The following is an 18578-nucleotide window of genomic DNA, read 5'->3' on the forward strand; positions in this document are numbered from 1 at the left end:
GGCGCACCATGACGCAGACCTCGCCTCCCCCGCCGCCGGTCCTGCCCGCGGCGACCGCCGGCGAGGTGCTCGCGCTGATCCGCTCCGGACAGGCGGTCACGCGCGGCTCCCTCGGTCGCGCCACGGGCCTGTCCCGCACGGCCGTGAACGCCCGGCTCTCCGCGCTCGTCGACGCCGGGCTCGTGCTCGAGGGCGAGGAGGAGTCCGCGACCGGCGGGCGCCCCGCCACGACGCTCGTGCTCAACAGCGCGGCGGGACTGGTCCTCGGGATCGCCGTCGGGCGCAGCCGCTCGCAGCTCTCGGTGAGCTCGCTCGACGGCACCGAGCTCGCCGCGGCGAGCCTCGAGCAGGAGTCGGGCCAGGGACCCGACGTGCTGATGCCGCTCGTCGTGCGCCACCTCGAGCAGATGCTGGACGAGCTCGGCCGCAGCGGGGAGGACGTGCGCGGGGTGGGCATGTCGCTGGCAGGCACGGTCGACCCGTCCCGCGCGATGAGCGTGGACTCCCCCGCCCTCACCGGCTGGGACGGCGTCGCTCTCGCGCCCTACCTGCACGAGGTCACCGGCGCTCCCCTCACGCTCGACAACGACATGCGGGTGATGGCGCTGTCGCAGATGCCGACCGCCCGGGCCGATGTCGAGCCGACGGTGCACGAGCACGACGAGGCGCTGGTGCTCAAGGCGTCGACGGGCATCGGCCTCGCGATCATCGCCGACGGGCGGCTGACCCGCGGCCACCGCAATGCCGCCGGACAGCTCGGCCACGTCAAGGTCCCTGCCGCCGACGGTCTCCGCTGCCGCTGCGGCGAGACCGGCTGCCTGGAGACGGTCGCGAGCGGCTGGGCGCTCGTCGAGCGGCTGCGCGCCGCGGGCGACGACGTCCACCACGTGCGCGACCTGGTCGCCGCCGCCGGCCGCGGCAACGGACGGGCCCGGGCCGTCGTGCGCGAGTCCGGCCGCCACATCGGCGAGGCGCTCGCCGCGACCGTCACCGTGCTGAACCCGCGCACCGTCGTCGTCGGCGGCGACATGGCCGGCGCCTTCGACACCTTCTCCGCCGGGCTGCGCGAGGGCGTCTTCAGCGCCACCACGGCGCTGGCCGGGCGGGACCTGCAGGTCGTCCCGGCGGCGTACGGCGACCGCGCCGGGCTGGTCGGCTGCGTACGGCTGGCCCTCGACTCCGTGCTCTCCCCGCGCGCCGTCGACGCCGCTCTCGCCCGCTGGCCCGGATCGTCCGGAGACGGCCCCGGGCCTGTGCGCGCGGCGTTATCCTGACGCCGAGAATTTCCGTGCCGCCCCCGTGGGCCGGACGCAGCGTAGGAGTGCACACATGCCGGGCGACCGCGTCGTCGACACCATCAGGGACGCCACTGCGTCCCTCCACTCGCAGACCGGCACGACCGAGACGCTCGAGGAGATCGTGCTCCAGGCCCGGCGGTGCCTGCCGGAGTTCGAGCACGTCAGCGTCTCCCGGATCCATGCCGACGGGTCCCTGGAGACGCTCGCGGCGACCACCGACCTCGCCCGCAGCTTCGACGAGGTGCAGTCCTCCTCCCACGAGGGACCCTGCGTGGAGGCGACGGAGGAGGAGCTCGTGGTGGTGCGGGGAGCTCGGCACGAGCAGCGCTGGCCGACCTACATCGGCCGGGCCACCCGGCTCGGCCTGCAGTCGCAGATCGGGGTGCGACTGCGCAGCGACTCGCACGGTGTCCTCTGCCTCAACCTGCACTCCACCACGTCGTCGACCATCGACCCGGGGTCGGTCGGCGTGGCAGAGCACTTCGGTGTGCACGCCGGGCTCGCCCTCGGTCACGTGCTCAGGGCCGAACAGCTGAGCACGGCCATCGGCACCCGCACGCTGATCGGTGCGGCCGTCGGCATCATCATGGAGCGCTACGGCATGAACCAGCCGACGGCCTTCAGCTACCTCACCCGGCAGGCGAGCACCCAGAACCGGAAGGTGCGCAGCGTCGCGCAGGACCTCGTCGACTCGATCGGCGAGCGCGACCCGGACCTGACCGACGAACGTCCCGACCGGACATAGGTTCGCCCGGTCGGGGTACCACCGACCCGTGGAACCGATCCCGGAGACCCTGGAGGCCCTCGAGGAGCTGGACCGTTACGACGACGGCGACCTCGTCGAGCACCTCACCGCGACGGCTGATCGCGCCCGGACGATCGCCCCTGGGCTGGTCGGCGTGAGCATCGGCTCGCGTGAGCACGGCGTCACCTTCACCCTGGTCGCGACCGACGAGGAGATCGCGACGCTGGACGCCGTGCAGTACGTCGCGACCGGTCCGTGCGTGGACGCGATCGACCTCGGGCGGGGCCTGGCCTCGTCGCCGGGCGGGCTGCTCGACGAGCGCGAGTGGCACGACTTCGCCCGGGCGAGTGCCGCAGCAGGCATCCACAGCACCCTCACCTTCCCGGTGGTGCAGGCGGGCGACGTGATCGCCACCGTGAACCTCTACGGAGACGCAGCCGACACGTTCCAGCACAAGCACGCGGAGCTGGCGACCGCCTTCGGGGCGTGGGCACCGGGCGCCGTCACCAACGCCGACCTGTCCTTCTCGACGCGGAACCAGGCGGAGCAGGCCCCTGTCCGGCTCGCGGAGCGGGCCTGGCTCGACCAGGCGACGGGTGTCATCGCCGCACAGCGCGGCAGCTCCCTGCCCGAGGCGCGCGCGCAGCTCGAGGACGCTGCCCTCCGGGCCGGCGTCCCTGTGATCCGGCTCGCACGCGTGGTGCTCGGCCTGCACGACGAACGACCCGACCAGTGAGCCGGCGCCCGGCTGCCGCTTCGCGGACCACCGCGTCCCGGAAGCGGAGGTAGGGGTCCTCGGCCGGTAGATTCGCGCGGTGCCCGACACCCGCCCCCGCCGTACCTTCGCCGTCATCAGCCACCCGGACGCCGGCAAGTCCACCCTCACCGAGGCCCTGGCCCTGCACGCGCGGGTGATCACCGAGGCCGGCGCGGTGCACGGCAAGGGCGACCGGCGTGCCACGGTGTCGGACTGGATGGCGATGGAGAAGGCTCGCGGGATCTCGATCACCTCGGCGGCGCTGCAGTTCGTCTACCGCGACCACGTCATCAACCTCGTCGACACCCCGGGCCACAGCGACTTCTCCGAGGACACCTATCGCGTGCTCTCAGCCGTCGACTCCGCCGTGATGCTGGTCGATGCCGGAAAGGGCCTGGAGCCGCAGACCCTCAAGCTCTTCAAGGTGTGCGCGCTGCGCGGGATCCCCGTCCTGACGGTCATCAACAAGTGGGACCGGCCCGGGCTGTCGGCCCTCGAGCTGATGGACCTGATCCAGGAGAAGATCAAGCTCCGGCCCACGCCCCTGACCTGGCCGGTGGGCGAGGCCGGCGACTTCCGCGGCGTGCTGGACCGGCGTACGGGCGAGTTCGTGAAGTACACCCGCACCGCCGGTGGCGCGACCCGGGCGCCCGAGCGGCGGATGGGCGCGGACGAGGTCGAGGACGACGACTCCCTCCAGTGGAACGCGGCGTTCGAGGAGCACGAGCTGCTCACGCTCGACGAGGCCGACCACGACCAGGAGCGCTTCCTGGCCGGGGAGACGACCCCGGTGATGTTCGCCTCGGCCCTGCAGAACTTCGGCGTCGCGCAGCTGCTCGACCTGCTGCTCGACATCGCTCCGGACCCCAGTGCGACCGAGGGCGTCGACGGCTCCGTCCGCGAGCCGTCCGACGACTTCAGCGCGTTCGTCTTCAAGGTGCAGTCGGGGATGAACAACGCCCACCGAGACCGGCTCGCCTACGCCCGGGTCGTGTCCGGGACCTTCGAGCGCGGCATGGTCGTCACCCACGCCGGCAGCGGACGGCCCTTCGCGACGAAGTTCGCGCAGTCGGTCTTCGGCCGCGACACCGCAGCCGTCGAGAGCGCCGAGCCCGGCGACATCATCGGCTTCGTCAACGCGCAGGCCCTGCGGGTCGGCGACACCGTCTACGTCGGGGACCCCATCGAGTTCCCACCCGTCCCGAGCTTCGCGCCCGAGCACTTCGTCACGGCCAGCGCCGGCGACATCAGTCGCTACAAGCAGTTCCGGCGCGGCATCGAGCAGCTCGACCAGGAGGGCGTGGTGCAGGTGCTGCGCTCCGACCTGCGCGGGGACCAGAACCCCGTCCTCGCCGCCGTCGGCCCGATGCAGTTCGAGGTCGTCGAGGACCGCATGACCAACGAGTTCAACGCGCCGATCCGCTTCTCGCGCCTCGACTACCAGGTCGCCCGACGCACCGACGCCGACGGCGCGGCCGCCCTCGCGGGCAAGCGCGGCGTCGAGGTCCTCGAGCGCAGCGACGGCACCCGCCTGGCCCTGTTCGTGGACCAGTGGCGTGCCCAGGTCACCGCCCGCGACAACCCCGACATCATGCTCGAGGCGCTGCCCGCCGGCGGCGCCTGACGTGGCGCCCGACGGGTGGGATCGTCCCCGCCCGCCGCGTATCGTCGAGGGAGTGACCTCGGCACCCACCCTCGTCCTCGACGGCCGCTTCGCCCGCGAGCTGCCCGAGCTCGCCCTGCCCTGGCAGGCAGCCGAGACGCCTGAGCCCCGCGTGCTCGCCCTCAACGAGCCGCTGGCCGCCGCGCTCGGCCTCGACCCGGACTGGCTCCGCGGCGACGGCGTCGGCCTGCTGACCGGCACCCGACTTCCCGAGGGGGCGACTCCGGTCGCCCAGGCCTATGCCGGCCACCAGTTCGGCGGCTACTCCCCGCGCCTCGGCGACGGCCGCGCCCTGCTGCTCGGCGAGCTCGTCGACGACTCAGGACGGCTGCGCGACCTGCACCTGAAGGGGTCGGGGCGTACGCCGTTCTCCCGCGGCGGCGACGGCCTGGCCGCGGTGGGCCCGATGCTGCGCGAGTACGTCGTCAGCGAGGCGGTGCACGCCCTCGGCATCCCCACCACCCGCAGCCTCGCCGTCGTGGCGACCGGTCGCCCCGTGCAGCGCGAGACCGTGCTGCCCGGTGCCGTGCTGGCGCGGGTGGCGAGCAGCCACCTGCGGGTCGGCACCTTCCAGTACGCCCGGGCCACCGACGACCTCGAGCTGCTCCGACGCCTGGCCGACCACGCGATCGCGCGCCACCACCCCGCCGCCGCAGACGCGGAGCACCCCCACCTCGCGCTGTTCGAGTCGGTGGTCGCCGCCCAGGCGGCGCTGGTCGCGGAGTGGATGCTCGTCGGCTTCGTGCACGGCGTGATGAACACCGACAACATGACCATCTCCGGCGAGACCATCGACTACGGACCGTGCGCCTTCATGGACGCCTTCGACCCGGCGACGGTCTACAGCTCCATCGACACCGGCGGTCGCTACGCCTTCGGCAACCAGCCCGTGGTCGCGGAGTGGAACCTTGCCCGCCTCGCCGAGGCGATCCTGCCCCTCCTGTCCGACGAGCAGGACGCGGCGGTGGCCATCGCCGTGGAGTCGCTCGGCGCCTTCCGCGACCGCTACTCGGCCGCCTGGTCCGCCGGCATGCGGGCCAAGCTCGGCCTGCGCGACGGCGTCGACCCGGCCGAGGCGTCGACCCTCGTCGCCGACCTCGTCGCGCTCGTCCAGGCCGACCACGTCGACCACACGTCGTTCTTCCGCCGCCTCGGTGCGGCGGCGCGCGGCGACGCCGAGCCGGCGCGCGGGATGTTCCTCGACCTCGCCGGCTTCGACGCGTGGACCGCCCGCTGGCTGGCGATCGACCCCGACGCCGACGCGATGGACCGCACCAACCCGGTCTACGTGCCGCGCAACCACCTCGTCGAGGAGGCCCTCGCCGCAGCCACCGACGGCGACCTCGCGCCGCTCGACCGGCTGCTCGAGGCGGTGTCAACTCCGTACGGCGAGCGGCCCGGTCTCGAGCGCTACGCGGAGCCCGCTCCCGACTCGTTCGGCGCCTACACGACCTTCTGCGGCACCTAGTTCTGCTGTCAGCAGAACGGCGTGCCACGGGACCGGCGACGTGGCTACATTCGACGACATGGGTGAGGTCGTGCGGTTCCCGGAGCAGCAGCCAGACGCGCCCCCGGCGCCCGAGCGCCTGTGGCGCGAGATCGTCGGCGAGGAGCTCCATCGCGAGCGCGCGGCCCGGGGTGAACGGCTCAAGGACGTGGCCGAGAGGGCCGGGGTGTCCGTGCAGTACCTCTCCGAGGTCGAGCGCGGACTCAAGGACCCGTCCTCGGAGATGCTGCAGGCCATCGCCGGCGCCCTCGACCTGAGCGTCCGGCGCCTGGCGGTGCGCGCCGGCCGGCCGGACGCCCTGGCCCTGGCTGCCTGACCCGGCGCGGCCGCTCAGGCCAGCGCCGGTCCCTGCTCGCGCAGGACCGTGTCGACGAGCCCGTAGTCGACAGCGGCCTCCCCCGGCAGCACGAGCGTGCGGTCGGTGTCCTGCCGGATCTGCTCGGCCGTGCGCCCGGTGTGCTGGGCGAGGACCTCCTCGAGCAGCAGGCGCACGCGGGCCACCTCGTCCGCCTCGAGGATCAGGTCGGGGATGGTGCCGCGGCCCTGCGTCGCGGGCTGGTGGAGCACCACCCGCCCGTGCGGCAGGATCGCTCGCCGCCCCGGCGCTCCCCCGGCCAGCAGGACCGCCGCTGTCCACGCGGCCTGCCCGACACACACCGTCTCGACCGGCGGCTTCACGAACTGCATCGCGTCGTAGACCGCCAGCATCGCCGTGATCGAGCCCCCGGGCGAGTTGAGGTAGAGGCTGATCGGGAGCTCGGGGTTCTCCGAGGCGAGGTGGAGCATCTGGGCGATGACGGCGTTGGCCACGCCGTCGTCGATCTCGGTGCCGAGGTAGACGATCCGCTCGGACAGCAGCCGCGAGTAGAGGTCGAGGGTGCGCTCGCCGCGCGGCGTCTGCTGGACGACGTACGGGATCGTGTAGCCGCTCATCGCGCACCCGCCAGCCCCACCGCGCGGGTGCGCGCCGGTGTCACGTGGTCGACCGAGCTGGTCACCTGGTCGACGAAGCCGTACGCCAGCGCGTCCTCGGCGCTGAACCAGCGGTCGCGCCGCGAGTCGCGCTCGACGGTCTCGCGGTCCTGTCCGGTGTGCTCGGCGATCAGGCCGAGGACGGTGTCGCGGGTGTGCCGCAGGTCGTCCGCCTGGATCTCGATGTCGACGGCGGTGCCGCCGATGCCGGCCGACCCCTGGTGGAGCAGCACGCGGGCGTGCGGCAGGGCGTACCTCTTGCCGGGCGTGCCCGCCGAGAGCAGGAACTGCCCGGCGCTCGCGGCCATGCCCATGGCGAGGGTGCTGACGTCGTTGGGGATCAGCCGCATGACGTCGTGGATGGCGAGCATCGACGACACCGAGCCGCCGGGCGAGCTGATCCAGAGGCTGATGTCGGCGCGCGGGTCCTCGGCGGACAGGAGCAGGAGCTGGTGCATGAGGCGGTTGCCGTTGCGCTCGCCGAGCTCCTCGCCGAGGACGATGATCCGCTGGTGCATCAGTCGTCGGACCAGCTCGTCCTCGATGCGTTCGGAAGTGGTGTGGGTGGTCATGCCGCCAGCGTGGCGCGCTGCGGCGCGTGGCCACAGGGGGTTCTGCTGCCCGTGGATCCGCTGACAGCTGAACGACCCGGGCCGGCCGCTACCCCATCTGGGGGATGGACATCCCACCCTCCGTCGCGCTGAGTTGGACGCACCAGCACACCTCGCTACCAGGAGGACTCCCCCCATGTCGCTGATCCCCGGCCGCCTCACGGTCATCGCCTTCGCGTCCGCCGCCCTGCTCGTGTCGACCACGCAGCCCGCCACCGCCATCGTCGGCGGCGAGCCGGACGACTACGAGCACCCCTTCGTCGGACAGCTGCTGTTCTACGTCCCCGACGCCGTCGACTCGCGCTTCGACGACCCCGGCGGCTGGTACAACTGCACCGGCACGCTGATCGACGCCGACACGGTCGTGACGGCCGGTCACTGCACGTACGCCGTGGGCACCGAGGGCGAGGTCCCGGAGGACCCGCTGCACGGCGGCACCGACGTGTGGTTCTCGGTCGAGGAGGAACCCGACTACTCCATCCTCCCCCCGAGCTCGACCTACGTGCCCGACCGCAACGACGAACGCTACGAGGACTGGGCGGCCGCCCTGGACGCCAGCCCGACGTGGCACGAGGCCGAGTCCACCTTCACCCACCCTGACTACGTCGACGCCGCGTTCCTGCTGCACGACGTCGGGGTCGTCGAGCTCAGCGAGCCCGTCCTCCTCGACGGCGAGGGCGAGCCCCTCACCGAGTTCGGGACGCTGCCCGAGGAGAACTACCTCGACACCTACTACTCCAAGGCCGCCAGGCGCGACGGCCTGTTCGAGTCGGTCGGCTACGGGCTCGAGGGCAGCAGCCCCAAGTCGTCGTTCGGCGGTGACACGCGCCGCAAGGCCGACCGTCGCCTGGTGAGCTTCAAGGGCGCCTACGGCTACAAGAACATCTCGGTGATGTTCAGCCACGCGGGCCGTGGCACCACCGGCGGCACGTGCTTCGGCGACTCCGGTGGGCCGACGTTCGACATCTCGACGCCCGAGCTGGAGGAGCAGAACGTCATCGTCGCGGTGACGTCGTTCGGGCTCAACTACAACTGCAACGCCAGTGGCAGCTACCGCCTCGACCAGCCCGACGACATCGCCTTCCTCGAGGACCCTGCCGGCGCCTACGAGTGAGCCGTCGGGCCCGTCCGGCCGTCAGCCGGACGGGCCCGACGTGTCGGCGAACGAGTGGTGCTCGTGCACGACCACCCACCGCTCGCCTTCCCGCCGCAGTCCGAGGGTCAGCCGAAGCCGCTGGTCCGGCCGCTCGGCGAGCTCGTCCGGCGTCCCGCAGCGCAGGAGCGCGTACGCGAACGCGACGTCCTCGCCGGCGACGACCTCGATCTCGTCGATCTCGAAGACGGCCCCCGAGCGCTGCCACTCGAAGAAAGGCGGCCACAACTCCCGGTAGGCCGCCATCCCGCGCACCCCGCGGTGCGGGGGCGGAACGTCGAACATGACGATGTCGTCCGCGTGGTCGGCCAGCACGGACTCGAGTTCGCCCCTGTGCACGGCCTCCGTCCAGCGGCGGACGAGGTCACGGACCTCCTCGGCGTGGGACATCGCGCTCCCCCTCCCCTTGTCGCAGGCGTCTGGTCGCGGTCCATCGCACCTCTCTCGAGCGCGCCCGTCAACCGGCACGTGCCCAGACGACCGCACCGGCGGGGCTAGCGTGGGCGGGTGACCGACGACGAGCTCCGTCGCGCTGCCGACGCGGCGATGCTGCCGATCGTCACGTCGCTGGCGCCCGCGGGCGTCACCGGCGCGCACTGGCTGCCTGACCGCGCCGGCGACCCCGTCGTGTGGATCCGGGTGCAGACCGAGGCCGGACGCGTCGCGGTGGAGTCGTACAGCTGGGTGCTCCCCCAGGTGCAGGCCATCCTGTCGCGCCTCGGGCTGCCGCCGGACAAGGTCATGGCGCTGCGGCTCGAGGTGACCTCCGCCGAGGCCGAGGACCACCTCTTCGGCGACTGACCACGCCGTCTGCTGCAATACCTGCATGCATCAAGGCCCTTCCTACCGCGGCTCCTGCTGATGGCGCTGGTCGACCGCCGCGCCGGTCTGCTCGTCACCGCAGCACCCGGCACCGGCAGCACCGCCCTCCGCGAGGCGCTGATCTCACGACGGGGCGCGACCGAGGTCGTCGGGTCGCAGCAGGCCAGGCAGGTGGGCGTCGACGCCAAGCACGCGACCGTCCGGCAGCTCGTCGAGGCGGGGGTGGTGGACCCCGGGCACGGGATGCGCATCGTCACGACGACCCGCAACCCGTACGACTTCTACGTCGCGGAGTACACCAGGACGCGGACGCGCTGGGTGCACGAGCTGCGTCGCCCCGACTCGTGGGTCCACGACGTGCCGGGCGCCGTCGACCGCATCGTCGACGCGGTCACCCTCGACTTCGACGCGTGGATCGAGCAGGTCATCGGCAGCCCCGTGCGGCCGCTGAGGATCAACCGCGGCCACGTCGCCGAGGCGGACGTCGTGCTGCGCATGGAGTACCTGGAGGCCGACGTGCGTGAGCTCGTCGGCCTCGAGCTGCCCGTGCCGCGCACCAACGTCACCGACCGCGAACGCGCCTACTGGCGCTCCTACTCGGTGGCGAGCCGCCGTATGGTCGAGACGGCCCATGCCGACGACCTGGAACGGTTCGGCTACGCCTTCTGACCCGTCCGAGCGGGTCCGCCTCAGCGGCGCCGGATCCGGATCGGGCCCTTCGCGGTCGAGGGGTCGACGACGTGCCCGCCCTGGGTGATCTCGACCTCGCCGCGGTCCACCAGCCGCCGGGCGGCGCAGCGAGCCGGCTCCATCAGGTCGCGCCACGTGTCCTCGTCGCCGACCGCGCGCGCCGCGTCGGACGGGCAGATCGTCGACGTACGCGCCCGCTGCGCGAGCAGGTCGAGGATGGTCTCCTCCAACCTGCGGTCGACGTCCTCGATGCTCCGCCCGCACGACTGGCAGGTCTTGTCCTCTGGCGGCATGCTCACCAGTGTGCCGCGTGCCGCCAGCCGCGCCTGTGACCCTTCCCTCAGCGGGCCGCTCCGCGGCATAGCCGCACCCGGCCGGTGGTTGTGCCCGACGTACGTCCCCCGCAAGAAGCAAGCAGAACAGCAACGGAAGGCAGTCCCATGCGCGCACTCGTCCAGCCCAGGTTCGGCGACCCGGCCGAGGTCCTCTCGGTCCAGGAGGTGCCGGACCCCGAGCCCGGTCCGGGCCAGGCGCTCGTGCGGGTGCTGCTCTCCCCGATCCACAACCACGACCTCTGGACGGCCCGCGGCAGCTACGGCTTCAAGCCCGAGATGCCCGCGCGCGCCGGGACCGAGGCGGTCGGCGTCGTCGAGGCGCTCGGTGAGGGCGTCGAGGGCCTCCGGGTCGGCCAGCGGGTTGCCACCGGCGGCAGCTTCGGCGCCTGGGCCGAGCTGATCGTCGCGCCGGCCGCCGGGCTCATCCCGGTGCCGGACGGCATGACCGACGAGGCCGCCTCGCAGCTGGTGTCGATGCCGTTCAGCGCCATCGCGCTGCTCGACTTCCTCGAGGTGTCCGAGGGCGACTGGATCGTCCAGAACGCCGCCAACGGCGCCGTCGGCCGCCTCCTCTCGCAGCTGGCCGAGGCCCGTGGCGTCCACGTCCTCGGCCTCGTCCGCCGCGCCGACGGCGTCGCCGAGCTGGCCGAGCAGGGCATCGAGCAGGTCGTCGCGACCGACGACGACGGCTGGCGCGACCGCGTCCGCGAGATCGTGGGCGACGCCCCGATCGTCGCCGGCGTGGACTCCGTCGGCGGTACGTCCGCCGGCGACGTCGTCTCGCTGCTCGCCGAGGACGGCGTGCTGGTGGTGTTCGGCGCGATGGCCTCGCCCACGATGGAGATCGGGTCGGGCGACGTGATCTTCAAGCAGGTCGTCATCAAGGGCTTCTGGGGCAGCAAGGTCTTCGCCGCCATGTCGCGCGAGAAGCGGGCCGCGCTGATGGGCGAGCTGGTCTCCGGCATCGGGTCCGGCGCCCTCACCCTCCCCGTCGAGAAGGTCTACGGCCTCGACGAGATCGCCGACGCCGCGCGCGCCAACGGCGAGCCCGGCCGCCGCGGCAAGATCCTGCTGCGGCCGTGACCCGGCGGCCCTGACGCGGCCGTGGTCCCGAGGATCGGAGGTCCCCGCCCCTAGGGTGGGACCTCCGGTCGAGGGCACTACCGAGGGGAAACGATGGGTCGAGCGCTGGGCGGTTCACTCGCGGCGGCGGTGCTCCTGATGTCGGCCTGCGGAGTCGGGGTGGACGACACCTCCCCCAGCTCCGCGAGCGGTGCCACCCGGTCCCCGAAGCCGGTGCAGTCCGCCGACGCCGATCCGTCCTCCCCCACGCCGACCCCCTCCGCCACCGCGACGCCGTCCGAGACGCCGTCCGACACACCCTCCCCCGAGGCGGACGGGCCGCCGTTCCCACCGACGACAGACCCGCAGTCGGCCGAGCCGCAGGGCGACTGGGACCTGCAGCTGGTCGACGTACGCGTCGGCGACCACGACGGCTTCCACCGGGTGGTGCTCGAGCTCGCCGGCACCACGACCCCAGGCTGGGGCGTGTCCTGGGCCGACGAGGCCGTCGCGGAGGGCAGCGGCGAGGTCGTGCCGATCAAGGGTGATCGCGTCCTGACGATCAGCGCGTCCGGCACCGCCTTCCCCGAGGAGGGCTCCTACGAGGTGCCGCAACGACTCGGAGCGGCCGGCGACGTCGCCGAGGTCTACGTCAACGGCTGGTTCGAGGGCTACACCCAGGTGTTCGCCGGCATCGAGGGCGACGAGCGGCCGTTCCGGGTCTTCACGCTCACCGACCCGCCGCGCCTCGTCGTCGACGTCGTCGACTGACCGCACGGGCGTCCGCCGGCTAGCGAGCGGGTGTCGTGTCGTAGCCGGTGGCGCGGATGACTCGCGCCGGGACACCCGCCACGATGGTGTCGGCCTCGACGTCCTTGGTCACGACGGAGCCCGCGCCGACGATGGCGCCGTCGCCGATGGTGACGCCCGGAACTACCGTGACGGATGCGCCGAGCCACACCTTGCGTCCGATGACGATCGGGGCCGGGAGCATGTCGGCTCGTCGGTCGGGGTCGACGCTGTGGTTGAGCGTCGTCAGCGTGCTGCCGTGCCCGACGAGCGTGCCGTCGCCGATGGTGATGCCGCCGGTGTCCTGGAAGCGGCAGCCGAGGTTGATGAACACGTCGCTTCCCAGGTGCAGGTTCTTCCCGAACTCGGTGTGGAACGGTGGGAAGACCGCCACGGACTCGTCCACCTCCCTGCCGGTGAGCCGGCTGATGATGTCGCGCACCTGCTCGGGTGTCCGGTAGGTCCCGTTGAGCTCGGCCGTGAGCCGGAACGCCTCCTGGGCGGCGTCGTGCATGAAGCGGTGGTGCTCCGACCCGCCCTCGATGAGCGCACCGCTGTCGACGTGGTTCAGGAACTCCTCCAGCTCCATGGCGCTCACCCGGCCTCGACGGTGGCGGTCACGGAGCCCGCGAGGGCCGCGATGCGTTCGGGGTCGTCGCCGTCGAGGCGGCCGAGCAGCACGATGCCCGGGTGGAAGGACTGGTCGCCGTAGTAGAGGACGAGGTCGTTGCCCGGCGCGTAGTAGCCGAGGTCGCCCACGTCCGGGTCCGCGCCCTCCGGCTGCCCGTCGAGGGACAGCGGTCCCGGCAACGGACCGGTCTTCTCCACCCCGCCGTGGTCGACCATGTCGACCGTCACGGGCAGCCGGGCGAGGAGGTCCTGGGTCGCTGCGCTGTCGTCGAGGGTCGCGGTGAAGCGCTCGTCGCCGATCGTGATCCTGATCTGCATGTCGGTCCCGTCGTCGGTGGTGTCGTGGGTGGTGTCGTTGGTCGGTACGTCGCTGGTCGTGGGGCTCGCGCTGGACGGCGCGGCTCCGGTGTCCGCAGCCGACCGTGCCTCGTTGCCTCCGCAGGCGCCGAGGGTCGCAGCCACCGTGCAGGCGATCAGCGTGGCGGCAGCTGTCCGAGCACGGCCCTGACCGGTCATGGGAGCAGCACCCTCGGGTGCGGACATGCCTGTCTGGCGCATGGCGCTGGGCTCCTCCTCGTCGTCCCTGGCCGGCAGCTCCTGCCGGCTCACGTCGAGTGAACGTGCTCGGCCGCACATGTGGGAGTCCCTGTCGAGGAGTGCACCGGCAGGGCACCCCTCGTGGCTACGGGGCGCCTTTCCACCGGCCTAGTCTCGAGGACGTGGACAACCGAGAAGACGTGCGTGAGTTCCTGACCACCCGCCGCGCACGCATCACCCCGGAAGAGGTCGGGCTCGCGACCACCGGCAGCCGCCGGGTGCCCGGGCTGCGACGGAGCGAGGTCGCGACGCTCGCCGGCTTGAGCGTGGAGTACTACGCCCGCCTCGAGCGGGGCCAGATCGCCGGCGCCTCGTCCAGCGTCCTGGAGGCGCTCGCGCGAGCGCTGCAGCTCGACGACACCGAACGCGCCCACCTCTACGACCTCGCCCGCGCCGCCGACGGCATCCCCACCAGCAGCCGCCCTCGCCGACGTACGCCGGCGAAGGCTGCGTCACGACTCAGCCTGCAGTGGGCTCTCGAGGCCATCACCGACGGTGTCGCCTTCGTCCGCGACCCGCAGCAGAACCTGCTGGCGACCAACACCCTCGGCCGTGCGTTCTACTCGCCTGTCATCGGCGACGACGACCGGGCCCGAGGTCGTACGCCGAACCTCGCCCGCTTCCAGTTCCTCGACCCCACCTCACACGACTTCTACCCCGACTGGGACCTCTTCGCCGAGATGTGCGTGGGCACCATGCGCACCGAGGCGGGTCGCGACCCCCACGACCGCGGTCTGCAGGACCTCGTGGGCGAGCTGTCCACCCGCAGCGAGACCTTCCGCCGCCTGTGGGCGGCGCACGACGTCCGCACCCACGGCACCGGCACGAAGCGCTTCCAGCACCCGGTCGTCGGTGAGCTGACCCTCGCCTACGAAGAGCTCGCCGTCACCGCTGAGCCCGGTCTGGTCCTGCTCGTCTACACGGCCGAGCCCGGCTCACCCTCCGCCGAACGACTCCGGTTGCTCGCCTCCTGGGCCGGGTCGGCGCAGTCACCCGCCACGTCTGCCCACTCCCAGGAAGAGTCCGCTACCCCATGAAGATCACCCGCAGCTCCGTCGACTCTGCCTCCGGCCCCGCCGACTGGTTCACCGGCGACGTCTACATCGATGGGATCCGCAACCCCGGCGACCAGTCCGCCGTCGGCTGCGCCCACGTCCGCTTCACCCCTGGAGCCCGCACCGCATGGCACCACCACCCCAAGGGCCAGACCCTCTACGTCACCGACGGCATCGGCTACGTCGCCCGGCGCGGCACGGACGGCACGAGTCGGCCGCAGGAGATCCGGCCCGGCGACGTCGTCCACATCGAGCCCGGTGAGGAGCACTGGCACGGCGCCACCGCTGGTCGCTTCATGGCCCACGTCGCCATCCAGGAGGCCGACGACCAGGGCGGCGTCGTGACCTGGCTCGAGCACGTCACTGACGAGGACTACAGCGCGCACATCTGAGGAGCCAGGACGCGCCTGACGCCCCGCTACCTGGACGGTCGCGGGGTGTGGGGCGGGGTCATCGTCGGCGTGGTCGCGGGATGCCGGGCGGGTCGGGCGGGTCGATCCGGGTGGTGCCGTGGCGGTCGCGGCGGTAGCGGTGGCCGTGGGGGCTCGTCCACTCGAAGACTCCGGGCTCCGTCATTCGGTAGTGCCAGGCGGTGTGGGTCTTGAGGCGGTGGTGGAACCGGCACAGGGCGGCGAGGTTGCCGGTCGTCGTCGGGCCTGGCTGGGGTCTGCCCTCGGTGTCGGCGCGGTGGTCGTACTCGGTGACGTGGTCGATGTCGCAGCGTTGGACGGGTCGGGTGCACTACGGGAAGACGCACGCGCGATCCCTGAGGATGACCTGCTCACGGATCCGGTCCGAGACCTCGTACGCCGGCGTCGACAGGTTGGCGTTCAGGTCGATCACCGGCTTCACGGTGACCTTCGTCCGGGAGTCTGCGCACCAGTCCTTGATCTGCTCGAGGAGGACGAGGCGCTGACCCTCTTCCATCCGCCCGGTCTGACCGAACACCATGGCCAGCCCGTCGAGGGACGCGTCAAGGTGGGCATGGAGGATGACCTCGCGTGCTGCCGGCAGGCCGTCGACGTCGCGGTCCCCGGTGGCGCCCTGGTCGTGGAGGTCGAGGGCGGTCTGCGTCCTCGCGAGATCGCCGAGTGCCTTCGCGCGCCGCACGGCGAGCGACTCCGTGGAGCCGAGGGCGGCCTGCGTGGCGGCACCGTGGCCAAGGGCACGGTCGAGGTCGAGGGCGTCGGCGATGTCGAGCTCGGCCTCCAAGCGCATGGTGCCGGCGTAGTGCACGTCGTCGTCATGAAGCGTCGCGTGACGCGGGTCGACGGACAGGTAGCCGTCCTCCGGATCCTGGGTCGGATCTGTCGCGGCGAGGTCGAACCTCTTGATCGTCTCGGCGACCAGTCGGTCCAGCTGTGCCGCACCGACCCGACCGGCGACCGCGGCGACCTGGGCGTCGACGAACGCCGCGGCCTCGACCGTCAGCGCGGGGGTCGAGTGGATGGTGGACTCGGCGACCGCGCGGGCCCGCCACGCCGGCACCCGCCCGGCCTGGACGTGTGCCCACAGCCGCGGGAGGCGGTGCCGGAGCTCCAGGGCGTGACCGACGAGCTTCTTCGCCGCGGTGGTCGAGATCCCGAGGACGGTGCCGAGCTCGGCGAGGCAGAACTCCGCGACCAGCGGCGCACCCTCGCCCGCGATGGGCTCCTCGTGCTCACAACCCGGCACAGTGAACGCAGCCGCGTCGTGGATCGACTCCGGCGGGTGCAGGTCTGCCCACCGTGCTGCCACGACCAGGAGATCGGCGGCGGCCCGGTCCTCGGCGGCCTTCCGGTCGCGCGCGAGCGCGAGCAGGTCGGAGGCGGTGAGGTCGTCGACCCCACCCATCCCAACCTCCACCGCAGCATCGATCATGTGTTCGATTCTATCGACACCCACTGACAGTGGTCATTGAGATCGCCTGCCCGTGGAGGGTTGCTGCCCGACCTCCAGAGGACTGGTTTCTTGACGGGACTTCGTCCCTCCTCAACCAGCGGTGGTGGCCCGGTTTCGGGACGGAACTTCGTCCCTCCTCAGCCACCCGGCGTCCTGGTCTCGTGACGGGACTTCGTCCCCCCTCGACCAACGGGACCGGGCGGGGGTGGCTTGGCGGGCGGCTCAGCCGACCTTCATCTCCCCCAGCTCGTTCCAGCCGTCCTGGTCGACCTCGGTACTGACGATGTCGGGCGTGCGGGCGAGGTACTGCGGGAGCTCGGCCTGGGCGGCCTTGAAGTGGTCGGAGCCGACGTGCGCCCCGCCTGCGGCGCCGTCACGGAACGCCTCGACGAGGACGTACTCGTGGGGATCCTCCAGACTGCGCGACCACTCGAACCACAGGCAGCCGTCCTCGGCGCGGGTGGCCTCGGTGAAGGCGCGCGACAACTCGGGCCAGTCGTCGGCGTGCTCGGGCTTGATCGGGAACTTGGCGGTGATGAAAATCAAGGCGTCTCCTCGGTGCGTCGGGCTCGGCTCACTTCTTCCGACCCTACGAGCCTCGCCTAGGCTGTCGCCGATCGCCATGACACCGAACACCCGCACCCGCCGGCTGCTGCTCGTCGTCGACGCTCCGTCGCTGCTGCACCGCAACCACCACGCGCGGTCGCACACCGGTCTGCGCGATCGCCAGGGGCGCCCGATCTGGGCGCTGCACGGGATGCTGCGCCAGATCCTCGAGTCGATCGACTCCTTCGCGCCCGATGCCGTGGTCTTCGGGCTCGACGACCGGTCCGGGTCGATGCGGCGCGACCTCTACCCCGACTACAAGGCGGGCCGGGCGGAGAAGGACCCCGAGCTCGTCGACCAGCTCGACCGCGCAGGCGCCCTGCTCGACGCGCTGGGGCTGGCCACGCTGACCCCGCCGGGCCTGGAGGCGGACGACGTCAACGCCTCGGGCGCCACCTGGGCGACGGCCAACGGCTGGGACTGCGTCATCATCACCTCCGACCGCGACGCCTTCGCCCACATCAGCCACCACACGCGGGTGCTGCGGCTCATCGACGGCGGGATCCACGGCTCCCCCATGCTCAACCCGGCGCGGCTGTTCAACATGTACGGCGTGCGGCCGGCCAACTACCTGGCCTTCGCGGCGCTGCGCGGCGACAGCAGCGACAACCTCCCCGGCGTGCAGGGCATCGGCGAGAAGACCGCCGCGATCCTGCTCGACGTCGCGGGCTCGATGGACGCTGCGTGGTCGGACATCGACCACAACGGCGGCACCGCCCTGCTCGGCGCCCTCGACGACTGGTCGGCCGAGACCGGCGGGCGTCGCGTCGGCGCCACCGTCGTACGCCGCCTGCAGGCCGACGGCGCTCGCGAGCGCTACGAGTTCAACGTGCAGATGATGTCCGGGCGCGACGACCTCGACCTCGGCCTGACCCCCGACGTCCCCGGCTCGCGCGGTCTGCTGCCGCTCGACCTCGACCGGGTGACCAAGGTGGTCGGATTCCTCGACAACGACTTCACCACCGACTTCGCGGTGCGCGTGCTGACCAGCCGGCCGGCGTCAGGCTGACTGCTCGTCCGGGCCATCGTCGAGCTGCGCCCGCAGCCGGTCGACCTCGTCCTCGAGCTCGAGGACGCGCGCGATGCCGACGAGGTTGAGCCCCTCGGCGAGCAGGTCGCGGATGCGCCCGAGCCGGACCACGTCGTCGTCGCTGTAGAGCCGGCTGCCGCCCTCCGTCCGGTCAGGCGTCAGCAGCCCGCGGCGCTCGTAGACGCGGAGGTTCTGGATCTCCATGGACACCATCGAGGCGGCCACCGAGATCGCGTAGACGCCGTCGTCGCTGCCTGCCACCGAGCACCTCCTGGATCGCATGAATTTCTCATCCGGACGACTTGATCTTGCCTCATTGCGTGGGTATAAAAAACCTGTAACCAGCAATACAGGTCGTGGACCTCGTGGCCCGCA

Annotated in this window: 24 protein-coding genes; 14 read left to right on the forward strand and 10 right to left on the reverse strand. The window is 72.1% G+C overall.

What is annotated here, in order from left to right; translation table 11 throughout:
- Positions 1–8: 8 nt before the first annotated feature.
- The 6 genes from ACFQW6_RS06500 (at position 9) to ACFQW6_RS06525 (ending at position 6286) form a co-directional block, all read left to right on the forward strand.
- A complete protein-coding gene (locus ACFQW6_RS06500) occupies positions 9–1274 on the forward strand; it encodes an ROK family protein (RefSeq protein ID WP_378542462.1) in 1266 nt (421 codons plus the stop codon).
- A 55-nt stretch (positions 1275–1329) separates the two neighbouring features.
- Positions 1330–2043 (forward strand): GAF and ANTAR domain-containing protein, encoded by a 714-nt coding sequence (locus ACFQW6_RS06505; RefSeq protein WP_378542464.1) that lies wholly within the window; start codon positions 1330–1332, stop codon positions 2041–2043.
- Positions 2044–2071: 28 nt separating this feature from the next.
- The gene (locus tag ACFQW6_RS06510) at positions 2072–2779 is read left to right on the forward strand and encodes an ANTAR domain-containing protein (protein WP_378542466.1); all 708 of its coding nucleotides are present in this window, start codon (positions 2072–2074) and stop codon (positions 2777–2779) included.
- A gap of 79 nt (positions 2780–2858) precedes the next feature.
- Positions 2859–4424 (forward strand): peptide chain release factor 3, encoded by a 1566-nt coding sequence (locus tag ACFQW6_RS06515; protein WP_378542468.1) that lies wholly within the window; start codon positions 2859–2861, stop codon positions 4422–4424.
- 52 nt (positions 4425–4476) lie between these two features.
- Complete coding sequence (locus ACFQW6_RS06520) at positions 4477–5931, forward strand: YdiU family protein (RefSeq protein ID WP_378542470.1); 1455 nt, start codon at positions 4477–4479, stop codon at positions 5929–5931.
- Between the two features lie 58 nt (positions 5932–5989).
- Entirely contained in the window at positions 5990–6286 is a 297-nt protein-coding gene (locus ACFQW6_RS06525) for a helix-turn-helix domain-containing protein (protein ID WP_378542472.1), read from the forward strand.
- A 14-nt stretch (positions 6287–6300) separates the two neighbouring features.
- Here ACFQW6_RS06525 and ACFQW6_RS06530 read toward each other — a convergent pair whose 3' ends face one another.
- Both ACFQW6_RS06530 and ACFQW6_RS06535 read right to left on the reverse strand, forming a co-directional pair.
- A complete protein-coding gene (locus ACFQW6_RS06530) occupies positions 6301–6903 on the reverse strand; it encodes a ClpP family protease (protein WP_378542474.1) in 603 nt (200 codons plus the stop codon).
- Positions 6900–7514, reverse strand: coding sequence for a ClpP family protease (locus ACFQW6_RS06535; RefSeq protein ID WP_378542476.1), 615 nt, complete (start codon positions 7512–7514; stop codon positions 6900–6902). Before ACFQW6_RS06535 ends, ACFQW6_RS06530 begins: the two co-directional genes overlap by 4 nt.
- Positions 7515–7689: 175 nt before the next feature.
- Between ACFQW6_RS06535 and ACFQW6_RS06540 the strand changes: the two genes are divergently transcribed.
- On the forward strand, positions 7690–8667 hold the full coding sequence (locus ACFQW6_RS06540; RefSeq protein ID WP_378542478.1) for a trypsin-like serine protease: 978 nt from the start codon (positions 7690–7692) through the stop codon (positions 8665–8667).
- A 21-nt stretch (positions 8668–8688) separates the two neighbouring features.
- Here the strand turns inward: ACFQW6_RS06540 and ACFQW6_RS06545 are convergent, their stop codons facing one another.
- Complete coding sequence (locus ACFQW6_RS06545) at positions 8689–9096, reverse strand: YybH family protein (protein WP_378542480.1); 408 nt, start codon at positions 9094–9096, stop codon at positions 8689–8691.
- Between the two features lie 117 nt (positions 9097–9213).
- Here ACFQW6_RS06545 and ACFQW6_RS06550 point away from each other — a divergent pair, with 117 nt between their 5' ends.
- Together ACFQW6_RS06550 and ACFQW6_RS06555 are read left to right on the forward strand one after the other, a co-directional pair.
- On the forward strand, positions 9214–9507 hold the full coding sequence (locus ACFQW6_RS06550; protein WP_378542482.1) for a hypothetical protein: 294 nt from the start codon (positions 9214–9216) through the stop codon (positions 9505–9507).
- 60 nt (positions 9508–9567) lie between these two features.
- On the forward strand, positions 9568–10197 hold the full coding sequence (locus ACFQW6_RS06555; protein WP_378542484.1) for a hypothetical protein: 630 nt from the start codon (positions 9568–9570) through the stop codon (positions 10195–10197).
- Positions 10198–10217: 20 nt separating this feature from the next.
- Here ACFQW6_RS06555 and ACFQW6_RS06560 read toward each other — a convergent pair whose 3' ends face one another.
- Complete coding sequence (locus ACFQW6_RS06560; protein WP_378542486.1) at positions 10218–10511, reverse strand: DUF3253 domain-containing protein; 294 nt, start codon at positions 10509–10511, stop codon at positions 10218–10220.
- A gap of 147 nt (positions 10512–10658) precedes the next feature.
- On the opposite strand from ACFQW6_RS06560, the gene ACFQW6_RS06565 reads away from it, so the two are divergent.
- Both ACFQW6_RS06565 and ACFQW6_RS06570 read left to right on the forward strand, forming a co-directional pair.
- On the forward strand, positions 10659–11636 hold the full coding sequence (locus ACFQW6_RS06565; RefSeq protein WP_378542488.1) for a zinc-binding dehydrogenase: 978 nt from the start codon (positions 10659–10661) through the stop codon (positions 11634–11636).
- Between the two features lie 93 nt (positions 11637–11729).
- Positions 11730–12386, forward strand: coding sequence for a hypothetical protein (locus ACFQW6_RS06570; RefSeq protein WP_378542490.1), 657 nt, complete (start codon positions 11730–11732; stop codon positions 12384–12386).
- 19 nt (positions 12387–12405) lie between these two features.
- Here the strand turns inward: ACFQW6_RS06570 and ACFQW6_RS06575 are convergent, their stop codons facing one another.
- Positions 12406–13002, reverse strand: a complete 597-nt coding sequence (locus ACFQW6_RS06575) for a sugar O-acetyltransferase (RefSeq protein ID WP_378542492.1) — start codon at positions 13000–13002, stop codon at positions 12406–12408.
- Positions 12999–13643 carry a cyclophilin-like fold protein gene (locus tag ACFQW6_RS06580; protein WP_378542494.1) on the reverse strand — a complete coding sequence of 215 codons (645 nt, stop codon included), beginning with the start codon at positions 13641–13643 and terminating at the stop codon, positions 12999–13001. The genes ACFQW6_RS06575 and ACFQW6_RS06580 overlap by 4 nt, the downstream gene beginning before the upstream one ends.
- Positions 13644–13753: 110 nt before the next feature.
- Between ACFQW6_RS06580 and ACFQW6_RS06585 the strand changes: the two genes are divergently transcribed.
- The gene (locus tag ACFQW6_RS06585; RefSeq protein WP_378542496.1) at positions 13754–14668 is read left to right on the forward strand and encodes a helix-turn-helix transcriptional regulator; all 915 of its coding nucleotides are present in this window, start codon (positions 13754–13756) and stop codon (positions 14666–14668) included.
- Positions 14665–15078 (forward strand): cupin domain-containing protein, encoded by a 414-nt coding sequence (locus ACFQW6_RS06590; protein WP_378542498.1) that lies wholly within the window; start codon positions 14665–14667, stop codon positions 15076–15078. Before ACFQW6_RS06585 ends, ACFQW6_RS06590 begins: the two co-directional genes overlap by 4 nt.
- A gap of 58 nt (positions 15079–15136) precedes the next feature.
- Here the strand turns inward: ACFQW6_RS06590 and ACFQW6_RS06595 are convergent, their stop codons facing one another.
- The 3 genes from ACFQW6_RS06595 to ACFQW6_RS06605 all read right to left on the reverse strand — a co-directional run bounded on the left by ACFQW6_RS06595 (position 15137) and on the right by ACFQW6_RS06605 (position 17113).
- The gene (locus ACFQW6_RS06595) at positions 15137–15262 is read right to left on the reverse strand and encodes a hypothetical protein (protein WP_378542499.1); all 126 of its coding nucleotides are present in this window, start codon (positions 15260–15262) and stop codon (positions 15137–15139) included.
- Between the two features lie 165 nt (positions 15263–15427).
- Positions 15428–16546, reverse strand: a complete 1119-nt coding sequence (locus ACFQW6_RS06600) for a DUF222 domain-containing protein (protein WP_378542500.1) — start codon at positions 16544–16546, stop codon at positions 15428–15430.
- 243 nt (positions 16547–16789) lie between these two features.
- Complete coding sequence (locus tag ACFQW6_RS06605; protein ID WP_378542502.1) at positions 16790–17113, reverse strand: putative quinol monooxygenase; 324 nt, start codon at positions 17111–17113, stop codon at positions 16790–16792.
- Between the two features lie 76 nt (positions 17114–17189).
- On the opposite strand from ACFQW6_RS06605, the gene ACFQW6_RS06610 reads away from it, so the two are divergent.
- Complete coding sequence (locus tag ACFQW6_RS06610; RefSeq protein ID WP_378542504.1) at positions 17190–18182, forward strand: 5'-3' exonuclease H3TH domain-containing protein; 993 nt, start codon at positions 17190–17192, stop codon at positions 18180–18182.
- On the opposite strand, the gene ACFQW6_RS06615 is transcribed toward ACFQW6_RS06610, so the two are convergent.
- On the reverse strand, positions 18174–18464 hold the full coding sequence (locus tag ACFQW6_RS06615; RefSeq protein ID WP_378542506.1) for a MerR family transcriptional regulator: 291 nt from the start codon (positions 18462–18464) through the stop codon (positions 18174–18176). The genes ACFQW6_RS06610 and ACFQW6_RS06615 overlap by 9 nt on opposite strands.
- Positions 18465–18578: the final 114 nt, after the last annotated feature.

Source organism: Nocardioides sp. GCM10028917 (assembly GCF_042666175.1).
GTDB lineage: Bacteria > Actinomycetota > Actinomycetes > Propionibacteriales > Nocardioidaceae > Nocardioides.